Source organism: Duganella sp. P38, assembly GCF_050859475.1.
GTDB lineage: Bacteria > Pseudomonadota > Gammaproteobacteria > Burkholderiales > Burkholderiaceae_D > Rugamonas.
Genome location: NZ_CP193936.1, coordinates 3346303 through 3361928, shown reverse-complemented (window position 1 = coordinate 3361928; position 15626 = coordinate 3346303). Strand labels below are relative to the sequence as shown.

13 protein-coding genes and 1 pseudogene are annotated in these 15626 nt (G+C 64.9%); 4 read left to right on the top strand and 10 right to left on the bottom strand.

All coding sequences use genetic code 11. From position 1 onward, the window contains the following. Position 1 precedes the first annotated feature (1 nt). The 4 genes from ACRQ5J_RS15615 to ACRQ5J_RS15600 all read right to left on the bottom strand — a co-directional run bounded on the left by ACRQ5J_RS15615 (position 2) and on the right by ACRQ5J_RS15600 (position 3937). Positions 2-1957 carry a serine protein kinase gene (locus tag ACRQ5J_RS15615; RefSeq protein WP_432377811.1) on the bottom strand — a complete coding sequence of 652 codons (1956 nt, stop codon included), beginning with the start codon at positions 1955-1957 and terminating at the stop codon, positions 2-4. Positions 1958-2153: 196 nt separating this feature from the next. Next, positions 2154-2576, bottom strand: coding sequence for a hypothetical protein (locus ACRQ5J_RS15610; RefSeq protein ID WP_432377809.1), 423 nt, complete (start codon positions 2574-2576; stop codon positions 2154-2156). A 301-nt stretch (positions 2577-2877) separates the two neighbouring features. After that, a complete protein-coding gene (locus tag ACRQ5J_RS15605) occupies positions 2878-3252 on the bottom strand; it encodes an Hpt domain-containing protein (protein WP_432377808.1) in 375 nt (124 codons plus the stop codon). Between the two features lie 154 nt (positions 3253-3406). Continuing rightward, on the bottom strand, positions 3407-3937 hold the full coding sequence (locus ACRQ5J_RS15600) for a PRC-barrel domain-containing protein (protein ID WP_432377806.1): 531 nt from the start codon (positions 3935-3937) through the stop codon (positions 3407-3409). A gap of 177 nt (positions 3938-4114) precedes the next feature. On the opposite strand from ACRQ5J_RS15600, the gene ACRQ5J_RS15595 reads away from it, so the two are divergent. After that, positions 4115-4921, top strand: a complete 807-nt coding sequence (locus tag ACRQ5J_RS15595) for a ferritin-like domain-containing protein (RefSeq protein ID WP_432377804.1) — start codon at positions 4115-4117, stop codon at positions 4919-4921. Between the two features lies 1 nt (position 4922). On the opposite strand, the gene ACRQ5J_RS15590 is transcribed toward ACRQ5J_RS15595, so the two are convergent. Then, positions 4923-7295, bottom strand: a complete 2373-nt coding sequence (locus ACRQ5J_RS15590; RefSeq protein WP_432377802.1) for an acyl-CoA dehydrogenase — start codon at positions 7293-7295, stop codon at positions 4923-4925. 96 nt (positions 7296-7391) lie between these two features. Between ACRQ5J_RS15590 and ACRQ5J_RS15585 the strand changes: the two genes are divergently transcribed. Continuing rightward, positions 7392-7970, top strand: coding sequence for a DUF6630 family protein (locus ACRQ5J_RS15585; protein WP_432377800.1), 579 nt, complete (start codon positions 7392-7394; stop codon positions 7968-7970). Positions 7971-7996: 26 nt separating this feature from the next. On the opposite strand, the gene ACRQ5J_RS15580 is transcribed toward ACRQ5J_RS15585, so the two are convergent. The 3 genes from ACRQ5J_RS15580 to ACRQ5J_RS15570 are packed head-to-tail and all read right to left on the bottom strand — an operon-like array spanning position 7997 to position 12407. Then, complete coding sequence (locus ACRQ5J_RS15580) at positions 7997-9847, bottom strand: phytase (RefSeq protein WP_432377798.1); 1851 nt, start codon at positions 9845-9847, stop codon at positions 7997-7999. Then, positions 9847-11400: a TonB-dependent receptor gene (locus tag ACRQ5J_RS15575; protein ID WP_432377796.1), complete on the bottom strand. Its 1554-nt coding sequence runs from the start codon at positions 11398-11400 to the stop codon at positions 9847-9849. Before ACRQ5J_RS15575 ends, ACRQ5J_RS15580 begins: the two co-directional genes overlap by 1 nt. Next, on the bottom strand, positions 11343-12407 hold the full coding sequence (locus tag ACRQ5J_RS15570; protein ID WP_432377794.1) for a TonB-dependent receptor plug domain-containing protein: 1065 nt from the start codon (positions 12405-12407) through the stop codon (positions 11343-11345). Before ACRQ5J_RS15570 ends, ACRQ5J_RS15575 begins: the two co-directional genes overlap by 58 nt. 311 nt (positions 12408-12718) lie before the next feature. Between ACRQ5J_RS15570 and ACRQ5J_RS15565 the strand changes: the two genes are divergently transcribed. Both ACRQ5J_RS15565 and ACRQ5J_RS15560 read left to right on the top strand, forming a co-directional pair. Next, complete coding sequence (locus tag ACRQ5J_RS15565) at positions 12719-13612, top strand: GGDEF domain-containing protein (protein WP_432377792.1); 894 nt, start codon at positions 12719-12721, stop codon at positions 13610-13612. Continuing rightward, positions 13609-14637, top strand: a complete 1029-nt coding sequence (locus ACRQ5J_RS15560) for an AraC family transcriptional regulator ligand-binding domain-containing protein (RefSeq protein WP_432377790.1) — start codon at positions 13609-13611, stop codon at positions 14635-14637. Before ACRQ5J_RS15565 ends, ACRQ5J_RS15560 begins: the two co-directional genes overlap by 4 nt. Here the strand turns inward: ACRQ5J_RS15560 and ACRQ5J_RS15555 are convergent, their stop codons facing one another. Continuing rightward, a complete protein-coding gene (locus ACRQ5J_RS15555) occupies positions 14638-14943 on the bottom strand; it encodes a hypothetical protein (protein ID WP_432377788.1) in 306 nt (101 codons plus the stop codon). It lies immediately after the preceding gene. Between the two features lie 43 nt (positions 14944-14986). Further along, positions 14987-15565: pseudogene (locus tag ACRQ5J_RS15550) on the bottom strand (DUF1349 domain-containing protein); the annotation flags it as partial. Positions 15566-15626: the final 61 nt, after the last annotated feature.

Below are 15626 nucleotides of genomic sequence, written 5' to 3'. Positions count from 1 at the left end.
ATCACTCCTGTGCCAGCAAAGTGGTGACGTAGTTCAGCGCCTCGCGCGCGCCGTGGCTGTCGTAGCCATACTCGTCCACCAGACGCTGCTCGACGGCGGATATCCTCGCGCGCACCTCGTCGTCGGGCCGCTTGGAGGAGCTGACCAAACGCAGCACATCGCGCCGTTGCTCGAACAGGTATTGCTGCAAGGCGTCGCGCAACTGCGCGTGGCTGCCGAGGCCGAATCGCTCGCCGCGCTTGTAGGCGCTCATGGCCTTGCGCACCACCTCCTGCCGGAACGACTGCTTGCCCGAATCGGAAATGTGGATCTTTTCCTCCACCGCGCGCAGGAAGCGCTCGTCAGGCCGGCGCTCCTCGTTGGTCATCGGGTCCTTGATCTGGCGGTTGTCGAGCATGGCTTCGACCTCGTCGAGGTATTTGTCCAGCAGATCGGCGACTTCCCGTTCAAACGACACGAACAAAGCCTTGTGCACGTCCTCTTTCACCCAGCGGTTGTAGAACTCCTTGCGGGTCAGCACCAGATGGTCGACCCAGCGCCGCTTGCGCGACGATTCGATGCGGGCGTCGCTGTCAATCGCATCCTTCAAGGCCAGCAGCAAGTCCATGGTGCTGATGCTGTGGCGCTCCGATTGGATGATCGCGTGCGACAAGCCGTTGATGACGAAGCGCGGCGACACGCCCGCCAGGCCCTCGTCCGGCGCCTTTTCCTTGTTGCGCACCCGTAGCGCCTCCGCCTGGTGGACGCCGTCGACGTCTTCGCCGCCATGGACGCGCACCCGCCGGGCCAGATCGGCGTCGCGTTCCTCGCCCTCGTGCAGCCGGCTCAACACGGCAAAGATGGCGGCGGCATGCAGCACGTGCGGGTCGAGGTGAACATCGCGGAACGCTGGCGCCGACAAAATCAGCTTGCGGTAGATGCGCGCCTCCTCGCGATAATTCAGCGTGTAGGGCACTTGCACGATGACCATGCGGTCGAGCAGGCCCTCGTTTTCGCTTTCCTGCAAAAACTTGCGGAATTCGGCCAGGTTGGTGTGCGCAAGGATGGTTTCATCGAGATAAATTAGCGGAAAGCGCGCCACCTTGACGTTTTTTTCCTGCGTCAGCGTCAGCAGCAAATACAGGAATTCGCGCTTCACTTTGAGGATTTCGATCATTTCCAGCAGCCCGCGGCTGGCGGCGTACACCGTGCCGGACCATGACCAGGCGCGCGGATCGCCTTCGTCGCCGTACTCCGCCACGCGCGCCAGGTCGACCGAACCGACCAGGTCGGCAATATCGGCGGTGTTCGGATCATGCGGCGCGTAGGTGCCGATGGCGCTGCGTCCGGCTTCGGAAATGAAGACGCGCTCGACCGGCATGCGCAGGAAATCACCGCCAAACTCGTTCTCCAGCCGCACCCGGCAGTGCGGGCACAGTTCGCCGCAGACGTCGACGCCATAATGCTCGCGGAAGCCGCCGCGCAGCGTGTGCGGCACCAGATGCAGCGGCGATTCGCGCACCGGACAGCCGGCGATGCCGTACATGGCGCCGGCCCCGGTGTGGCTGTATTCCTCCAGTCCGCGCTTGAGGCGTATCACCAGCGTGGATTTTCCGCCCGACGGCGGGCCCAGCAGCAATAGCAAGCGCCGGCCAACCTCGGAGCCGGCGGCCGCAGCCTTGAAGTAGTCGGCCACGCGGGCCAGCGCGTCGTCGATGCCGAACAACTCGTCGGCAAACAGCGAGCAGCGCAGCTTGCCGTCGTCGCCTTCCTTGCCGCTCCAGCGCAGCATGTCCCAGATATACTGGTGCGAGCTGCGCCCCAGCTGCGCAGGGGCTGCCGGCAACACCTGTTCGATGAACTCTGCAAAGCTCCCCGACCAGTGGCCGGCGCGATGTTGCAGGGTGAATGCGCGCAACTGCTCATGAAACTGTTCGCGCGACGGCGTATCCGCCTCTGTGTTTGCCGCCTTGTCCATCGTCGCCTGTCCTCCGCAAGCTTGGAGTATCGGCGCTGGGGCGCAGGCTCAGATGATTTGCCTCAAACGAAAAAAGGGAACTTTATTCAGTACGGGGCCACGTGGCGGGTCCGACAGCTCAGGGAGCCTCAATCGGCAACAAAAAAAGCCGCGCACCGGTCGGGTGGGCGGCTTGGTTGCCTAAAGCGATTTGAAATCAACGGGCCATGTAACTGCCGTTAGCCGCTTCCTTCAGCATACGGCCCGGATTCAGCGCGGTGGGACCCGAAGCGCCGATGGGCCCGCCAGCACCATGGGTCATGCCAACCAGCCCGTCTGCAGCCTGGGCATCGCCAGCGCTGGCGGCGCGTTCAAACAGCTGCATCGCCTCGCGGCGCTTTTCCGGATTGGACAGGTAACGCAAGGCCAGTTCACGCTGGGCCACTGGCGAACCCTGGTCGGCCCATTCCTGCAGCCGGCGCTCGGCGGCGACCTGGCCGGACGGACCGATTTGCATGGCGGCCGCTTCGATCACGTTGGAAGAGGGGATGGCATCTTCTTGAGCCTGGCAGGCTATCAAGGCGCCGACACTGACCAGCACCGCGGATATCAATACGCCAGACTTGTTGAATATTTCCATAAATCAGATGCCCTCGATTAAAACTGCTGCAGTAACAATATGCCATGATTCGACGCGATGCACCATTATACTTACTCTCGGGCAAATTGTCGGTTAAATAATACCTCTATTAATGAAACTATTCGTTCATCACTGCGAGTCGTGGCGATATTAGCATGAAGATTTTGAGCAATTCGTATAGAGCTTACAAACGCGGGTAACAATTGTAACGATTCGTTAATGGAGATTCGCCATTTCCGGCAAAATTTACTGTGCAATGCAACATCGCCAGACCAATTGAAAAGGGACGGTTTCTATGAAGTCAGGCGCCCGACGGCGCGTGGTGCCGGAGCCAGTCGTCGGCGTGCCGCAGCACCAGTTGGTATTCGGATTCCAGCTTGGCGAACAGCGGTGGAATCGCCTCGCTCTGGCGTTCGACGATCGCCTGTTCCAGCTTGAGCGACGCGGCCACAAGCCGCTTGGCGCCTAGCGCGCCGATGGAGCCGCGCACGCTATGAAAGATCTTGCCTGCCTCGGATAAACGCTCCTCGCGCAGCGCCGTGCCGGCCTGTTGCAACGGCGCCATTCCGGGCGCGACGGCATCGCGGACGATCCTCGCGACGACGCCCACGGCCTTGTCGTCATTGCCCATATATTTCACCAGCGTATCGACCGAAAAGATGCTTTCTTCGCTCATGCCCCACTCCATGACAGGTTGTTTTTATCCTATCACATGCGGTCGCAACGCATTGGTCGGTCCGCATTGACTGGCATCTTGCTACCGTTGGTTTTCAGCAACAAAAACACCGGACGGCGCGTAACGCACGTCCGGTGTTGCTGCTCAAGCCGGTTTAGCGCGACAGATTGCCGCTGCCGGTGCCGATGCTGCTGCCGTAGCCTGGATCGCTTTGCAGGCTGCCCGAGCTGCTGCCCATGACGCTGCCGCTGGAGGTGACGCCGCCGGCGATATTCTGCTGGGTGCCGTAGAAGCTGTGCAGCTGGGTGTTGAATTCGGTGCTGGCCATGTCCGGCCAGTCATCCTTGTCAAAGCCCGGGGCGTTTTTCAGGTGTTCCTTGGACACGTCCAGCAGGAAGCGCTTGTTGACGGTATCCAGTTGCAGCGCCTGCCAAGGCACGGCGAACAGCTTGTCGCCCATGCCCAGCCAGCCGCCAAACGACAGCACGGCGTAGGCGACCTCGCCGCTGCGCATATCCAGCATGATTTCCTTGATGTCGCCAAGGTCTTCTTCCTGGCGGTTGTAGACATCTTCGCCGATCAGCGTATCGGCGCCCATCAGGCGTGGGCCCGGGCCCGTGTTGTCCGTGTCGACGTAGTTGTCGCTGCGATAGATGCCATAGGTGTCGCGGTCGAGGTAGCTCATGATGGTCTCCATGATGGTTAGTAAGGTCCCGCGTCGGTAACGCGGTGACAGACGATATGATGGGGGCCGCACGACAGTTGAGGTATAGGTGTTCGTGCGGTGTGGGTGTAGGACAGAGCTTAGTTCCTGAAGAACGTAGTGTTAAACTATCGCCCTCGTGAAATTGGAAGGACAAGTATGGCCGTAGCACAGGAACTCCGCGCCCGCGCGCTGCAATGCCTGATCGAGCGCGACCCGGCGGCCAAGGTGGCGGCCGTATATGCGCTGGCGGCCGCGTCGGCGCAGGGCGAATGCACGGCTGATCCGCAGGCCGCGCTGGCGTCCGCGGCCGGCATTCCGGGCCGGCCCGACAGGCCGCAGCTGGTGCCGCCGCTACAAGTCGGCCGCCGCGCGATGAACACGCCCGAGGGCAGGGCCATGCTGATCCACGCGCTCGCGCATATCGAATTCAACGCCATCAACCTGGCGCTGGACGCCGTCTGGCGCTTTCCCGGCCTGCCGGCCGCGTACTACACCGACTGGCTGCAAGTGGCCAGGGAAGAGGCCTACCACTACGCGCTGCTACAGGAACATCTGCAAAGGCTGGGCTACAGCTATGGCGATTTCATCGCTCATGACAGTCTGTGGGAAATGGTCGAAAAGACCAGCGACGACGTACTGGCGCGCATGGCGCTGGTGCCGCGCACCCTGGAAGCGCGCGGCCTGGACGCCAATCCGCCGCTGCGCGCCAAGCTGTTCCAGGCCGGCGACCGCGAGGCGGCGGCGATTCTGGACATCATCCTGCGCGACGAGATCGGCCATGTGGAAATCGGCAACCGCTGGTACGGCTACCTGTGCCGGCAGCGCGGGCTGGAACTGATCCCGGCTTACGCCGAGCTGGCGCGCCAGTACAACGCGCCGACGCCGCGCGGTCCGTTCAATCTGGAAGCGCGGCGTCAGGCTGGTTTTACCGAAGAGGAATTGCAGGCGCTGTCGCCGCGCTGATTCAGGCCTCGACGGCGGTGGCGGCAGGCGTGGCCATCTGGCGCCGTTTCGCCGCGTCGGCGGCCGCGTTCAGATCCGGCGGGAAATCATCGACATGCACCGACAGGTCGGTGTAGCGGGCAAAATCGGACAGGGCGCGGCGCTCCTCGGGCGTGACCATGCCTTGCGCGGCGGCCTGAGCGATCCAGCCTTCCATCGCCGGCAGGTTTTGCGGTATCGGCGGCAGCTTGCCTTCCTTGATCGCCGGTTTCAGCCGATGCTCGATGCTGTCGACGAACGCCAGCAGGCCGAAGGCCAGCTCGCCGCAGGCCACCGGGTCGCGCAGGTCGTCGGCCAGGAAGCTGCCGGCCAGCAAGCGCTCGCGGGCGGCGTTATGGGTCTGCATCGCCTTGGCGACCTGTTCGCCGATGCGGTCCGCCGGCGGCGCATACGGCAGGCCGAACGGGAATACCAGCAGGCGCGCCAGCCCGGCGGCGATGCGGCTCGGGAAATTCGCCAGCACGCCGTCCAGCGCCTGCTGCGCTTTGCACAACGCATCCTGGATCGACCAGTGGACATACGGCGCGTCGGCGTCCTGGCGGCCTTCATCCTCGTAGCGTTTGAGCGTGGCACTGACCAAATACAGCATCGACAACGCATCGCCGAGACGCGACGAGATGCGCTCGCGCCGCTTCAGGTCGCCACCAAGCGTGAACATCGACAGGTCGGTCATCAGTGCGAATGCGGTCGACAGCCGGCCGACGGCGCGATAATAGGCCGCCATCTCATCGGCAGCCTGGCGCGGCACAGGCGCGGTGACGCCGCCGGTCAGTCCGTACCACAGCGCGCGCACGGCGTTGCCGATGGTGAAGCCCATGTGGCCGAAGAAGGCGGCGTCGAATTCGCGCAGGCCGCGTTGCTGGTCGCTGTCGGCGGTCGAGCGCATCTCCCGCAGCACATATGGATGGGCGCGGATGGCGCCCTGGCCGAAGATGATCAGGCAGCGCGTCAGGATGTTCGCCCCTTCAACGGTGATCGCAATCGGAATCTGCTGATAGGCGCGCGCCAGGAAATTGGACGGCCCCATGCAGATGCCCTTGCCACCGAGAATATCCATGCCGTCATTGACCACTTCGCGGCCACGCTCGGTGACGTGATACTTGGCGATGGCCGAAATCACCGCCGGCTTCTCGCCCAGGTCCACCGCCAGCGCCGACAGCCGGCGCGCCGCGTCCATCATGTACAGGTTGGCGCCCATGCGCGCCAGCGCTTCCTGCACGCCCTCGAACTTGCCGATGGCGGTATTGAACTGGCGCCGGATGGCGCAATAGGCGCTGGTGCCGCGCACGGCCAGCTTGGCCGTGCCGACGCTGGCCGACGGCAGGGAAATGGCGCGCCCGGCGGCCAGGCATTCCATCAGCATGCGCCAGCCTTTGCCGATCTGCTTCGGCCCGCCGATGATCCATTCCATCGGGATGAAAACATCCTTGCCGCTGGTCGGACCGTTCTGGAACACCGCGTTCAGAGGCCAGTGACGGCGGCCGATCACCACGCCCGGATGATCGGTCGGAATCAGCGCGCAGGTGATGCCGGGCTGGGTGTCCGGCGGCAGCAGGCGGTCCGGATCTTCCACGCGGAAGGCCAGGCCGAGCAGGGTGGCGATCGGGCCCAGCGTGATGTAGCGTTTGTTCCAGCTGATGCGCAGGCCCAGCGTCTCGCGTCCTTCGTGCACGCCGTTGCAGACCACCCCGACGTCGGGAATGGCGGCGGCGTCCGAGCCGGCATACGGGCTGGTCAGCGCGAAGCAGGGGATGTCCTCGCCCTTGGCCAGGCGCGGCAGATAATAATCCTTTTGTTCATCGGTGCCGTAGTGCAGCAGCAGTTCGGCCGGCCCCAGCGGATTGGGCACCATCACCTGCACCGCCAGCGCCGAGCAACGGGTCGACAGCGCCATCACCACCTGCGAGTGCATATAAGCCGAGAAGGCTTTGCCGCCATAGTGCTTGGGAATGATCATGCCGAGGAAACCCTTGTCGCGCGCGAACTGCCAGGCGGCGGCCGGCAGGCCTTGCCACACCTGCGTCGCCTCCCAGTCGTCGACCATTTCGCATAGCTGGCGCACCTCGTTGTCCATGAAGGCTTGCTCTTCGGCGGTCAGTGCAGGGTGGCGCAACTGCATGAATCTCTTCCAGTCCGGCCGGCCGGAGAACAGGTCGGCGTCCCACCACGTGGTGCCGGCCTCCAGCGCGTCGCGCTCGGTATCGGACATCGGCGGCAAAATGCGCTTGAACAGCCCGTAGATATGCGGGGTAATCCAGCGCCGGCGCAGCGGCGGCGCGGCGAGCACAATAATGATGGCGGCGGCCACGACGGCCAAGATTATCCATAGGACCATGACGCTCTCCTTGTAGTTTGCCCGAAGATAGCGCGGCCCGCGCACGATTACTGTACGCTTGCGCTCATAGCGAAAGCATGTGCTAGGATTTCAACCATGTTAAACCGACTATTTCGCTTCCTGGCTCCACCAGCAGCCAGCCCCTCCGGCGATGAGGAGCAGCAGCCTGTTCCAGACCACCGCAACGACGCTGCTTTGGCCGATTTCGTGCGGCTCATCACGCGCCACCTGGGCGAGCAAACTGCCGAGGCGCTGGTGCAGGAAGTGCTGACGTCGGATGAAGAGCCGCTGTACGCGCTGCGCTTCGAAAACTACGGCGATGGCGGCATCCGCGTGATTATCGATGTCGACTGGAAAGCCTACGATGAAATCGACTGGCAGGCCGACGTGCTGCTGGCCGGACGCGGCATCGAAGAGCGCTGGCAATGGGAAATGCCGGAAGACCGGCGCCAGCGGACCGTGATCAATGCCCTCAAGTCGCTTGAACGCTGGCTGCAGCCGCACGGCCTGGCGCTGCTGCACATCGACTCGGGTGGCGACGACTACCAGGCGTTCTTTGTCGAGCGCGACCTGGCCGGCAAGGCGATCGAACTTGGCGTCGCCGCCGGCCTCGCAGTCTGTTCGCACCGGGACTTCCTGATCCGGCAGCAGGACGAAGACGCGCAACCCGGCTGATCCGCGTCACCGGATCAGCCCACGTATCAGTCCAGCTTCAGGGCCCTGGCCACGTCTTCCCAGGCCACGTACTTGAAGTTCTGCGGGCCGTCAGGCAGGCGCTTGTAGCCATCCTGAATCACCAGCATGCCCTTGCTGTAGGGGCCGCCAAAGTTGGCTGAGCTCACTTCCAGGCCATCGGTTTCCGAGGTGCCGTCTATCCCGGCGGCCAGGTTGAAGCCGACGCGGAAGCTGCCGCGCACCTTGTACGGCGCCTTGGCGTCCATTACCAGGTAGCTATTGTCGCCCTGGCTGGACACCACCAGGTAATCGGCTCGCTCGCCGTGGTAGATGCCCATGCCTTCCACGTCCGCGACCAGTTGCGGGCCGGCCGGCATGATCATGCTCAGCTTGGCAGGCGCATCGCCCTTGGCCGACACGGTCCACACGCCACGACGTTCTTCGCCGAGGAACAGGCGGTGGTTGCGGTCGTCGACCACGCAGCCCTCCGGTTGCGTCTCCACCTTGAAGCGGCGCAGCAGCTTGCCGGTCATGGCGTCGCCGTTGGCTTCCACCCGGTATTGCAGGAAAGTACCGTCCTTGTCGTTGATGAAGGCTTCCAGCCCGCCATCGGCCGGCCGGTACAGGCACATGCCGTAGATATTCTTCAAGCCGGTAGGGAAGGAGCCGGCCGTCGTCACCTTGCCCTCAGCGTCGATAGCGAATAGCATCACGCTGTTTTCATCGCGCTGCGTCGCCACCGCGACGTCGAGCTTGCGACCGCCGATGCTGACCTGCTGGCGCACATCCACATTATTCAGGCGGCCGACTTCCAGCAGCTGCAATTGCTTGCCTTGCAGATCGTAGACCAGCAAGCCTTGCTTCTTGTTGGTGCCGAGGATGCGTGCGCCGCCCGGTTCGGCCGGATGACGCCAGATCGCCGGGTCATCGGCGGCGTCGCCCTGGCGCGCCACCGGCCCGGTCTGGGCGCGCGGCATGACGATGGCCTTGCCGTCGCCAGCGGCTGCCGCAATCCCGCTCCATGCCGGCGCGCGCAACTGCCAGCCGCCGGCATCTTCGCCGCCCACCGCCAGTTGCAGCCTGCCGTCGCTGGCCATCAGCGGCGCCAGCTGTTCGGCGCCGTGGACGCCGGTATCGGTGGCCGACACGGCGTTCCATTTGCCGCCATCGCGGCGCAGCAGGTGCAGCTGCCTGCCTTTGGCGTCCAGCACGGCAACGCCGCCCGGCAGCACGCTCAGCGCCCCGGCGCCCTTGTCCAGCGCGCCGAACGGACGCTTCAGCAGCACCGCCTCGCGGCCCGGCACGCCCTCGGCGTCGGCGTTGTACGCCCACACGCCCATGCCTTGCTCGCTGACCAGCAATTGATGGGCGCTGTCGTCCGCCCGGCAGTGCTTGCTGTGCGGCGGCAGCGCCAGCTTGCGCACTAGCAGGCGCTGCTGGCCCTGCATCACCCACTGCTCGGCCTGGCCATCCTTGGCGATCAGGTACAGGTGGTCCAGCTGCTGCGCGTCGCGGTACAGGCATGCCGATTCGATGCCGAAGGCCGGCGCCGGGAAGGGCGCTTGCGCGCTCAGCGTGCCGGCCTGCGGATCGACCAGCACCGGCACGGCCTGCTCCTTGTTGGCGTCTACCATCACCGCCAGCACCTTGCCGCCGAGCGGGCGGGTATCCAGATGCTTGGCGCGCACGTCGATGCGGGCACGTTCGGCGCCGTTGGCGTCCAGCAGGCGCAGCGCGGTCTGGTCGATGCTGAGCCAGCCGCCGCCGGGCAGGGCCGACAGCTCATGCGCCTGCGCGGTGAGGCCCGGCAGCGGCGCCGCCTGGGCGCCGGCCGCCAGCGCCGCAAGAATAACGGTCGCGATAACAGATTTCTTCATTAGAACAGGCTCACTTTCAGGCTCAGTTTGTAGGTGCGGCCATACTGCTCGTACTGGGCGTTGTAAGCCTTGCTGCCGAGGTAGGTGTAGTATTTTTCGTTATTCAGGTTGGCGGCTTCGAAGTTCAGCTGCACCTGTTTGTTGATCTGGTACGAGGCCGAGAAATCGACCTGCTTCTGCGTATCGACGATGCGGTCCTGCTGGCTGTCGAGGATGTCCTCGCCCAGTTCCAGCGTGTACGGCGACTTGTAGTTGACGGCGATCCGCGCGCTCAGCGGGCCGTCTTCATAGCCCAGCATCAGGTTCATCACGCGGTCCGACTGGCCCGGCAACTTGATGCTGCGCGAGCGCATGCGGCCCAGGTCGGTATCGAAGCGGGCGATGTCTGCGTCCGAACGGGTGAGGCTGCCGTTGGCGCCAACGATCAGGTGGTTGAACGGCGCCGGCAGCATGCGCAGCGGCTGCGTGTACGACAGTTCGATGCCCTTGACCTTGGCCTTGTCGCCGTTGGCGTAGGTGATCGCCGAGCTGTAATCGGCCCAGGCGCCGCTGCCGGCCAGGTTGGTGGTGTAAGTGAAGTTCTTGATGTCCTTGTGGAACACGTAGGCCGATACCGCGCCGTCCTCGCCCAGCACGCGCTCGATGCCCAGGTCGAGGTTGGTCGATTTCAGCGGCGCCAGGTCCGGGTTGCCGATCGTCGCCTCGGTGTCGCTGGCGTGGCTGACACCCGGTTTCAGCTGGTCGAAATTGGCGCGCACCACCGAGTGCGTCCATGCGGCGCGCACGCTGGTCTTGCCGTCGATGTCATAACGCGCCTGCAGCGTCGGCAGCCAGTTGCGGTAGGAACGCTTGCGCTGGACGGCGGCGATGGTTTCTTCTTCCTCATTGATATCGTTGCCGCGCGCCTCGAAGCGGGTGCGCTCGACGCGCACGCCGGCCAGCAGGTGCCAGGCCTCGATATCGTAGCTGTGTTGCAGGTAGGCGGCGTCGATGTCTTCGTTCAGGCCGTAGTCGTCGGCAGTCGAGTCGGCCAGCACGCGCGCGTCCTTGCGGCTCAGGCCGTTAACCAGCTGGCGGATCCTGGCCGGGTCCATGGCCTTGCCGATGCGGCCCAGCTTGAAGTCGAGGTCATTGCCGGTCACATAATCTGCCAGCGCGGTGCTGGCGGCGCCGATCTGGCTGCTGCTGTACGACCAGGCTTCGGTGTCGGTGTCCTTTTCGCGGCGGCTCAGCTTGGCGCCGAACTTGAATTTGCCGCTGCCTTCGCCGAGATCGTATTTGCGGCCGAGGTCGAAGCGGATGTGGTGTTCCTTGTCCTCGGCGTAGCTCTGTTTCAGGCCCAGCGCGTTGAGCTTGTAGTTGCCCGCGTCGTACAGGCCGTCCGGGCCGGTCAGGCGCGGGATGCGGGTGTCGGTGAAGCCGACATTGGCGAAATTGCTCTTGCCGCGGAAGCGGGCGTCGTTGATCGACTCCGGCGCGTCATCCTTGGCCTTGCTCATGCCGCCGGACACCTCCAGCTTCCAGCGGTCCCATTTCTGTTCGGTGCCGGCCACGACCGAGCTGATGGTCTGGGTATCTTGCGCTGGCGCAGGCGGCGCTCGCCACGGGCGGTGGCGGTCGCGCCCGCGGCCAGGCCATCGCCGGCGATATTGCTGATGGTCAGGCGGTCGCGCACCTCGTCGTCGCTGAAATCGCTGATGAAGCTGTGCAGGAAGTATTTGCTGTGCTCGTCGACGTGGTAATCCAGGTTCAGCGCGGCGGCGCGGCGCTCGCGGGTGGGCAGGTAGTCGCGCAGTTCAACACCGGTCAGCTTGCCATTGTCCCAGGCGCCGCCGGTTTCCACGTTGTCCGAGCCAAATTCACGCTTCTCGAAACTCAGACCGCCGGCGACGCCCAGCTTGCCGTTCATGAAGCGGTCGGCAAACAGGACGCTGCCGTTCGGGCTGGTCTTGCCGATATTCTGGTCGCGGCTGGCGCCAATCGAGCCCGACAGCAGCTTGCCCGGCAGGTCGAAGGCCGACAGCGTTTTGACTTCCACCGTGCCGCCCAGCGAATTGGCGTCCTGGTCGGGCGTCAGCGTCTTGCTGACTTCCAGCGAACGGATCAGGCCGGCAGGCAGCACGTCCAGCGCCACCGCGCGACGGCCGGCTTCTGGCGACGGCACCAGCGCGCCATTGATGGTGACGGCGTTCAGGTCCGGGCCGAGGCCGCGCACGCTGACGTAGCGGCCTTCGCCCTGGTCGCGCTGCACGGACACGCCCGGCAGGCGCGCCAGTGCTTCGGCGGCGTTCTTGTCCGGCAGGCCGCCGATGTCATCGCTGCTGATGACGCTGACGATATTGTCGGCCTTTTCCTGCGCGGCGATGGCGTTGCGCAGGCTGGAGCGCTGGCCGGCGATCACCACGCTGTTGGCGCTGGCGCCGAGCGAGGCGGCTGCCGCGTTGCCGGCTTCCGCTTGCGCGCCGGTCTGGGCGGTGGCGTGGGTGGCGCCGGCCAGCATGGCCAGCACGCCGATGGTCAGGGCCGACAGGCGCGGCGTCGAATTCTTCTGTGCAGTCATTTTCATTGTGTACCGTGAGTGGAAGGGAGAACGGGGCGAATTTTATGTAGGCAATATTTCAATTGCATGACAGCCGGCCGCCCGCCACCGCCAGAACCGCCGTCCGACGCCGGGTTTGAGCTTGAATGACCCGCACGCCACTGCCGCTTGCGGGGTAGACGCAGGCGGCAGCGGCGTGCGGCGCGCGGCAGGTGAGCCGTTTGCACCCGTCTACCGGCAAGTGTTGGGAATTCGCCAATATGGCCGCTTGTCACACGGCGGTCACAAGCGGCAGCTACCATCGCGCGCACCCATCACGCCGACACACACATATGCTGCAATTACACCGCTTTACGCTGACCGTCTCCGGCCTGGCCCTGGCCATGTGCGTATTCCTGTACGCGACGCTGGGTGCGGCCAAGCCCTTCGACCTATGGAAGTGGACCGACATCGTCAGCGAAGGCGGCACGGCGGTCATGGCCGGCTGCTGGCTGCTGTTCACGCTGAGCAGCCGCCCCGGCGGCCTGGTGACGCGCCTGCTGGCCGGCGGCCTGGCGATGATCATGATCGGCTCCTTTGCCGACTGCATGGACGAGTTCTACGCGATCAGCAAGGCGGCGCGCTGGGATCACTGGCTGGAATCGCTGGTGCCGCTTGGCATGCTGTTCATCACCGGCGGCATGTATTACTGGCGCCACGAACAATTCCGCCTCAACGAACACCTGCAGAAGCGCGAGCGCCTGTTCCGCGACCACCGCGCGTTCGACCGCATCACGCAACTGGCCAACGCCGACTACCTGCGCCGCCAGATCCGCCACGAACAGCAGCACCGCGCCGGCCAGCCGTGCGCACTGGTATTGCTGGACATCGACGGCTTCCACCGCATCAACCGCGAATTCGGCCAGCGCGAGGGCGACCGCGTGTTGCAAGCGGTCGGCCACATGCTGCTGCTCAACCTGCGCAACGACGACCTGCTGTGCCGCTACGCCGGCGACCGCTTCGCGCTGCTGATGCCGGACACCAGCGCCGCCGAGGCCGACGCACTGGCGCGCCATCTGGTCGGCATGGTCGGCCAGATGCGCCACCATGCGAAGGCAGGCCGCGTGCACATCAGCATGCGCCAGGCCACCGCCAGCGCCGCCGCGCCGCCGGACGAACTGTTGGCCGAACTGAGCCGGCAGCTCTCCTTGCAGGCGGAGCAGTGCGCCGCCGGAGCGGTGGCGTGACCCTGTACCGCCAAAGCGGCGATCGCTTCATCCCGGCGCGCCACCATCCGGCGCTGGTGCTGGACTATGCGTGCAACCAGGAGCTGCATGCCGGCGGCGACCAGCTGCTGCGCGGCACCGGCCTGCACGACTGGGACATGCCCGCCGCCGACAAGCTGCTGACGCCACAGGAATACCTGCAACTGCTGTCAAACATCATGCGCGCGCTCGACAGCGCCGACAGCAGCTTCATGCTCGGTCAGCAGATGCTGCCGGGCCACTACGGCGCCCTCAGCCACGCCCTGTTGCAGGCGCAGAACCTGCGGCAGGCATTGGACATACTGTGCCTGGGCCACGCCCGGCTATGCCCCTTGCTGACGCCGCGCCTGCGCGAGGAGGGCGGCCTGGCCGTGCTGTACTGGACCGACAGCTTCGGCGCGCCGAGCCAGTTGCCGGCGCTGGTGGAAATGCACATGACGGCCGTGACCGCCATGTGCCGCTGGCTCGGCGGCCAGCATCTGCCGTGGCGCTACTGCATCAACCGCAGCGCGCCGGCGCATGTCGAGCAGCACGAGGTGCATCTGGGCAGCGACCTGCGGTTCAACTGCCATCTGGACGCGATGCTGATTGATCCCTGCTGGCTCGATCGGCCCTGGCCGCGCGGCAACGCGATGGCCGCGTCGGTCGCGCTGCAAAGCCCCGAAGCCGATGCGGCGTCGCTGACGCCGAGCCTGCTGACGGCGCTGTACGACTATCTATTGGCACATATACGGATGGGACCGACGCTGGAAGGCAGCGCCGCCGCCTTCGGCACCAGTCCGGCGACCTTGAAGCGCCATCTGGCCCGCCACGGCAGCCACTTCCAGGCCGAGCTGGACCGCGTGAGGGCGCACGTCGCCATGCAGTTGTTCCAGATGCGCGGCTACGACAACGAAGCGGTGGCGGACTATCTGGGCTTCCACGACGCCACCAATTTCCGCCGCTCGTTCAAGCGCTGGACCGGGCTCGTGCCCAGCCTGTTGCGCAACGCGCTGCTGCAATCCTGATCAGCGCGCTAGCTTCAGCGCCGCCAGCTCCTCGCGCAGCAAGGCATTCTCGCGCTCCAGGCGCTCGACGGTGCGCTGCGCCTTGTCCAGTTCGGCGATCAGGCGGCGCGGCGAGCCATCGTCGGGCGGCGCCTCCAGCGTACTGCGGGAGACGATGATGGCGGCTTTTTCCTCGCGCCGGCGGTCGCGGTAGGCTTTCTGCCGTTCCGCGCTGCTCATGGCGTTGCCGGTGACGGGCCGGCCACGGCCGCGTTTCGCGCCCGGCATGTCCAGCTCCATGGTCTTGTGGTCCCCCGCTTGCTTCATGGCTTCCCTTTAATGTAACGCGTCACGATAATTATAGCTGTGCTCAGGTCAGGTCATGCAAGTCCTTGTCGAGCGGCGGTGTCAGTTGCAACTCGTCGAATTGCACGCGCAGGCCGGCGCGCTCCGGCGTGCAGCACATCACGCCGACAGCGAGTTGGTCGAAGCCGGGGAAGTGCGCCAGTCGCAGCAGCGGCCAGTGCTGGCCGTCGGCCGAGTATTGCAATCGCAGCGCGTCGCCCCTGCGCGTCAGGCGCATCCAGAACGTGCCGGCGTCGCCGGGAAAAACGCCGGTGGCCCAGTCGGAATGCTGCAAGGTCAGCACGCTGCCGATGGCCGGCGCGCCGTCGTTGAACTCGACGCCAGCCTTGAGCCAGTGATGTGCATCGCCCAGCAGCATAATGCCGGCCTGGTCGTAGAGCGCCTCGAACTCCGCCCGCACTTTCACCTGGAAGCTGAAGTCGCCCACGACATCGGCGCCGAAGAAGTGGCCGGAAAAGCGCTCGAAGCCGTACCAGGTTTTGCGCCAGAAATCGGTGTTGGCGTCGGTCGTCACCGACAATTTGCCGGCTTCGCGCTGCCAGTCGCGCGGTTCGTTCACCCAGTAAAAGTCTGCATGCATGGCGGTTTGATCAAGTTTGTCGGTTGATTATGATAACAGCGCGATATTGATTGCGCTCGTGTAA

Excerpts from the sequence above, each read along its gene's own strand:
- ACRQ5J_RS15570 (WP_432377794.1), bottom strand. The coding sequence starts at position 12,407 with ATGACTGCACAGAAGAATTCGACGCCGCGCCTGTCGGCCCTGACCATC.
- ACRQ5J_RS15580 (WP_432377798.1), bottom strand. The coding sequence starts at position 9,847 with ATGAAGAAATCTGTTATCGCGACCGTTATTCTTGCGGCGCTGGCGGCC.
- ACRQ5J_RS15555 (WP_432377788.1), bottom strand. The coding sequence starts at position 14,943 with ATGAAGCAAGCGGGGGACCACAAGACCATGGAGCTGGACATGCCGGGC.
- ACRQ5J_RS15565 (WP_432377792.1), top strand. The coding sequence starts at position 12,719 with ATGCTGCAATTACACCGCTTTACGCTGACCGTCTCCGGCCTGGCCCTG.
- ACRQ5J_RS15610 (WP_432377809.1), bottom strand. The coding sequence starts at position 2,576 with ATGGAAATATTCAACAAGTCTGGCGTATTGATATCCGCGGTGCTGGTC.
- ACRQ5J_RS15605 (WP_432377808.1), bottom strand. The coding sequence starts at position 3,252 with ATGAGCGAAGAAAGCATCTTTTCGGTCGATACGCTGGTGAAATATATG.
- ACRQ5J_RS15590 (WP_432377802.1), bottom strand. The coding sequence starts at position 7,295 with ATGGTCCTATGGATAATCTTGGCCGTCGTGGCCGCCGCCATCATTATT.
- ACRQ5J_RS15585 (WP_432377800.1), top strand. The coding sequence starts at position 7,392 with ATGTTAAACCGACTATTTCGCTTCCTGGCTCCACCAGCAGCCAGCCCC.
- ACRQ5J_RS15595 (WP_432377804.1), top strand. The coding sequence starts at position 4,115 with ATGGCCGTAGCACAGGAACTCCGCGCCCGCGCGCTGCAATGCCTGATC.
- ACRQ5J_RS15600 (WP_432377806.1), bottom strand. The coding sequence starts at position 3,937 with ATGAGCTACCTCGACCGCGACACCTATGGCATCTATCGCAGCGACAAC.
- ACRQ5J_RS15615 (WP_432377811.1), bottom strand. The coding sequence starts at position 1,957 with ATGGACAAGGCGGCAAACACAGAGGCGGATACGCCGTCGCGCGAACAG.